The sequence below is a fragment of the Syntrophomonas sp. genome (genome assembly GCF_028707975.1).
Classification (GTDB): domain Bacteria; phylum Bacillota; class Syntrophomonadia; order Syntrophomonadales; family Syntrophomonadaceae; genus Syntrophomonas.
Genome location: NZ_JAQVZX010000045.1, coordinates 1 through 5,341 on the forward strand (window position 1 = coordinate 1; position 5,341 = coordinate 5,341).

Annotated in this window: 3 protein-coding genes; 2 read left to right on the forward strand and 1 reads right to left on the reverse strand. The window is 47.1% G+C overall.

Annotation, left to right across the window (positions count from 1 at the left end; all coding sequences use genetic code 11):
* Positions 1–526: 526 nt before the first annotated feature.
* Complete coding sequence (gene metF / locus PHP87_RS07265) at positions 527–1,402, forward strand: methylenetetrahydrofolate reductase [NAD(P)H] (protein ID WP_299919997.1); 876 nt, start codon at positions 527–529, stop codon at positions 1,400–1,402.
* A 7-nt stretch (positions 1,403–1,409) separates the two neighbouring features.
* Here metF and PHP87_RS07270 read toward each other — a convergent pair whose 3' ends face one another.
* Positions 1,410–2,903 (reverse strand): ATP-binding protein, encoded by a 1,494-nt coding sequence (locus tag PHP87_RS07270; protein ID WP_299919998.1) that lies wholly within the window; start codon positions 2,901–2,903, stop codon positions 1,410–1,412.
* A gap of 650 nt (positions 2,904–3,553) precedes the next feature.
* Between PHP87_RS07270 and PHP87_RS07275 the strand changes: the two genes are divergently transcribed.
* Positions 3,554–4,762 (forward strand): stalk domain-containing protein, encoded by a 1,209-nt coding sequence (locus PHP87_RS07275; RefSeq protein WP_299919999.1) that lies wholly within the window; start codon positions 3,554–3,556, stop codon positions 4,760–4,762.
* Positions 4,763–5,341 lie beyond the last annotated feature (579 nt).

A 5,341-nucleotide genomic window follows, 5' to 3' on the forward strand; every position in this document is an offset into this window, starting at 1 on the left:
TAGGAAAGACCATTGCCAGCAAAGTGGTAACCTATGATTTTGCCCGTCTTATGGAGGATGCTCAGGAAGTCAAATGTTCCGGATTCGCTGATGCGCTGATAGCGAATATGTAAAAACGGAAGACGGAAGGCGGAGGGCTGAAGGCGGAAGACGGAGGACGGAGGGCGGAATGGTACCCCTTGAGCTGCGAGACAAGCCGCAGGTGTTGCTCATGCGAAGCGCCCTGCGGGCACAACTGATGCTCCCTACGGTCGTAATTAAGGGAGCTAAGCGGTATATTTATACAAGCCAATGAATATTAATAACTTTTTGCAGTAGAAACACTTAGCGGATTACTGGTTGAGTGACGGCCACAGTAATCTTAATAGCAACCAAAGGGTTCAAGTATGTCAATATGTCAACAACCCCGTCCCCGTGACACTGGAGAGCTAGTAAGAAAAGTGAGGAGTAAGGGGTAAGGTGCAGGGGTTACAGTGTCAAAAGGACCGTCCCCTTGACACCCCAAAAATTGAGGATGGTTTGAGATATGAGAATTATTGAATTATACCGGCAGAAGGCTCCGCTATTGTCTTTGGAGATATTTCCTCCCCGGATGGCTTATCCCCTGGAAAGTGTTTTTGATACTGTGAAGGAATTAAAAAGACTGAGCCCGGCTTACATAAGCGTTACTTACGGAGCCGGAGGCAGCAACCGGGAACGAACGGTGGAAATCGCTGCCCGGGTAAAAAAGGAATATGGTATTGAAGCCCAGGCGCATTTGACCTGCATAGGCCATCGCCAGGAGGACATCAAAAATATACTTGCCCGGCTTAATAGGGAAGGAATTTGTAACATCATGGCCTTGCGCGGGGATATCCCAGAAGATGAGCCGCAGTTCGATTTCAGCCGGCAGGAATACCATTATGCCTTTGAACTTATTCGTGATATAAGGGCCGCCTATGATGATAGTTTTGGAATTGCTGCTGCTGCTCATCCGGAAGGACATCCGGAATGTCCCCGTTTAAAGGATGATCTTTTCCACCTGAAGAATAAGGTGGACAACGGGGTGGATTTCTTAATTACCCAGCTATTTTTCGACAACCGGGTCTTTTTTGATTTTTGGGAGCGCTGTCAAGCTATAGGTATAAATTGCCCGGTCATTCCTGGCATTATGCCGGTACTGAACGCCGGGCAGATTAAAAGAATGATTTATCTCTGCGGAGCCTCCATGCCGGCCAGACTTTTGAAACTGGTGGACAAATATGAAAAAGAGCCGCTTGATATGGAAAAAGCAGGTATTGACTATGCCAGCCAGCAGATCAAGGAACTGCTGGAAAATGCGGTGGCTGGCGTACATTTATACAGTATGAACAAACCCCGGCAGATAAGCGAAATCGTACATAATACCGGTTTAGCAGCTTAGGGAAAGACTAGGACACCTGTATTTTGATCTTCTCGACCTGTTGGTAAAGCTCAGAACAGATTTGCTTGATTCTTTGCATGTCTTTTATCCGGGAGGCTTGTTCAATGGCTGTGGCCAGTTGTGAAACTTTCATAAATCCATACATTCCGGCCGTACCCTTGATATCATGGCTTATCGCCTGGATATTATCAATATTGCGATTTTTAACCGCTATATCCAAATCGCCTATCATTTCGTCCAAGAGAGTGATGAATTCAGGCATAAGCTCGGCGATCAAGTGCTGGGGCGAGGTAGATTCCTTGAAGTCCCGTTTAATATATCCTTTCATCAGCTGCACCAGATCGTTCCCTTTAAAGGGTTTGGATATATAGGAGGTACAACCGCAGGCCAGGCATTTTTCCCGATCTCCCGGCAGGGAATGAGCGGTCATGGCTATTATCGGAATCTCCCTCCATTTACTATCCTGGCGGATGAACTGGGTGGCCTCATAGCCATCCATAATCGGCATTTGCATATCCATTAGTATAATTTTAACCTGGCTATCCTGAAGAATTCTCAAGCCTTCCAGTCCATTGGAAGCCATGATTACTTCAAAGCCGTAATTATGTAACATTTGCCCCACGATTTTTTGATTGAGGGGGTTGTCCTCAACCAGCAGTACCTGAATAGGGGTAAAATCCAATAAGGAATCTTCTCTGCTTTCACGCTCTTCTGGTCTAAATTCGTCCTGAGACTGGAGTTCAACCTCATCTGCTTCCATTAGAGGGATGCTAAAGAAAAAGGTAGTACCGCTACCGGGCATACTGCTGACATTTATTTCCCCTCCCATCAATCCCAGTAATTTCTTGCAGATAAAAAGCCCCAGACCAGTTCCCCCATACTGTCGGGAGTTGGAACTGTCAGCCTGAGTGAAGGGATCGTATAATCTTTCAAGAAAGCTCTGGGGGATACCTATTCCAGTGTCAGTAATGGAAAAAAGCAAGCGGGATGAATCCTCCGGGTGAATGCCTGCCCTTAACTCTATACTTCCTTCCAGAGTAAATTTCATTGAATTATTGAGGAGATTAAGCATAATCTGCTGTAGTTTACTCTTATCAAGCATAAGTTTTGCAGGTATTTGGCTATCAATATTCAGCTTAAAGCCGAGGCCTTTCCTTTTAAGCAATGTGTCAACTCTCTCAATAGTGGCAAGAGTCAACTCGTGCAAATTACATGGCTCCAGATTTGGAGTGACCAGACCTACTTCAATCTTGGATACATCCAGGATATTATCAATTATTTGCAAAAGCTGTTCCCCACATTCGCGGATAATGGAAATATTAGCTGCCTGTTGTTGACTTAAATCACTTTGTTCAAGCAGGTCAAGCGAGCCTAGTATGCCGATAATGGGAGTTCGTATTTCGTGGCTCATGTTCGACAAAAACTGACTCTTAGCCATATTGGCGAAATTAGCATTTTCCTGGATAATTGATGATTCAGTCCGCCTTACTCTCCCTGACATAGTTTTCCACCTCCCCCGGTAAAACCATCAACCCCGGTTCACCCTATCTGACTACAGCTTCCGCGCAACCGGGAAGATTGCGATTCTGTTCCGTTCTTGCCCCAACAAGCACCCCTTTCTTCCTAACCCCCAATGCCCGCAACATTTATGCTGACACCCGAAGGGTGGATCACCTGGCGTACCCGATTAATGTAAGTTGTTTTATTACAAAGGGATAGTATTAATACAATACTACAAATGAGCTGAAAAACATGTCTCTTTATCCAGGTTAGAATGAATAAATTTTGCTAAATGTTGATGAATTATGTAAATCTCGCAGGCTTTTTCAGTCTTGCGGCAGGATTTTGCCGATATAAATGGAATTATTAAAATATGATGTCACTGCAAAAGTAATTAATATGCATTAGTGTGCATAAATATACCGCTCAGCAACCTTAATAGCGACCGAAGGGAGCACCAGGCGTACCCGCAGGGTGCAACCTTAATAGCGATCGCAGGCTATGTAGGGAACGACCCCCGTGTCGTTCCGAATCAGGCTTTCACCTTCGCCAACGCTCGTTTTGTATATTCATGCAACCCTTATGCAACAAAAAGGGTTTTTTGCAGTGGAGTCAAATACATTCGGGGAATTATTCTGGAGGTGCGATTAAATGAAAAACAAGTCGTTTTTGTATACTTTGCTGCTGGCATTGCTATTCTGCCTGGCGGGTTCAGGTCTGTTTTCTGCGCTGGCCGCAGAAACTCAGCCGGTAAAGATTTTCGTGGATGGCCGGCAGGTGGATCCGGGAGAGGCTGCTCCCTTTATCAAGAATGACCGGGTCATGGTCCCGTTGCGGGTAATTAGCGAGGGACTGGGGCTCAAGGTGGACTGGGATCCGGAAAACTACCGGGTATTAATCAGCAGTTCATCACCGGCGAATCTATCCTTGTTGCCGGCCGGCGGCAAAGGCCAGTTTGTTCAGATTTATTTTGATGGCCGGGAGATTAAACCGGATGATGTATTACCTGTTATAATAAATGACCGGACCATGGTGCCCTTGAGGTCCACTTTTGAAGGAATGGGTATGAAGGTTGATTGGGACCCCGCCAACTACCAGGTAATAGTCATGACTTCCCAGGCCCTGCCGGTAGACTTCAGCACCATGGTGCCCTTGAGGTCCACTTTTGAAGGAATGGATATGAAGGTTGACTGGGATGATACCAACCACCAGGTAATAGTCATTGATTCTCCCCAGCCGGCAGCAGTCAAAAATGATTATGAAATAAGTATAATGGGTGATTCTACCGCTACGGCGGAGCAATTGAAAGCCCTCTTGCAGGAGAACAACCCGCTGGCGCCGGATCTGGTTGAACTCTACCTGCAGATGGGAAGGGAATACGGGGTAAGAGGGGATATTGCCTTCTGCCAGGCAGCCAAGGAAACCGGCTGGTGGAAATTCGGGGGACTGGCCATGCCCGAGCAAAACAATTATTGTGGCTTAAGCGTTACCGGAAAGGCAGCTACAGCCACAGAAGATTTGCGAGGAGCCAATCCCCAAAAGGTGCGTTTTATTGAAGGTAAGCACGGGGCCTTTTTTGACAGCCCGGCCAGCGGAGTTGAAGCCCATATTCAACACCTTTATGCCTATGCTACCACCGCGCCCTTGCCGGCAGGGAAAGAGCTGTTAGACCCCCGGTTTATCCTGGTGAAAAGAGGCTGTGCCCCTCGCTGGCTAGATCTGGGAGGCAAGTGGGCCACACCGGGGTTTGACCGGAATAAGTATGGCAGTTTTGACGAAGCCTTTGCTGCGGCGGACACCTATGGTCACAGCATTCTGACGAACTACTACTGGAAGGCACTTCCTGCTGCCACCATATAATGAAGCAAATATATATCACTTTTTTGGGCGGTCGGATTCCTATTAACAAAACAGGTAACGGGTTTCTAATCCCCCTGCAAAAAACTCAATTGTTGCATAAGGGTTGCATAAATATACAAAGCGAGCGTTGGCGAAGCATGGATGCGACACCCGGCGAAGGCGAGCAGGCGAAAGGGGGCGAGCGACAGGATGTCGCGAGAGCGCTATTCCCATGGACGGGAGATTAGCGCGGTACCCCTTGAGCCGCGAGACAAGCTGTAGGTGTTGCCCATGCGTAGGCTGCGAGCGGTATATTTATACAAGCCAATGTGGGTGTCAAGGGGACGGTCCTTTTGACACCGAAACCCCTCACCCCTTACCCCTCACTTTACTATCAGCTTGGAAGCAAATAAAAAGGCAGGTTCTTAACCTGCCTTTTTGAACTATTTGAAGTAAGATGTAGTAGGATACTGATTATTTCTTAAGCTGGGCGGCTTTTCTGGCCAGGGAGCCAAAGGGCGCACCCACAGGTAATACGGTAAAACCGTAATGAGAATTTAGCACGGTTGCAGCAGAGCCGTAAAAAGACATTATAGCAAT

Bases quoted from the DNA above. Each gene is read 5' to 3' on its own strand.
- metF (WP_299919997.1), top strand. From the start codon at position 527: ATGAGAATTATTGAATTATACCGGCAGAAGGCTCCGCTATTGTCTTTG.
- PHP87_RS07270 (WP_299919998.1), bottom strand. From the start codon at position 2,903: ATGTCAGGGAGAGTAAGGCGGACTGAATCATCAATTATCCAGGAAAAT.
- PHP87_RS07275 (WP_299919999.1), top strand. From the start codon at position 3,554: ATGAAAAACAAGTCGTTTTTGTATACTTTGCTGCTGGCATTGCTATTC.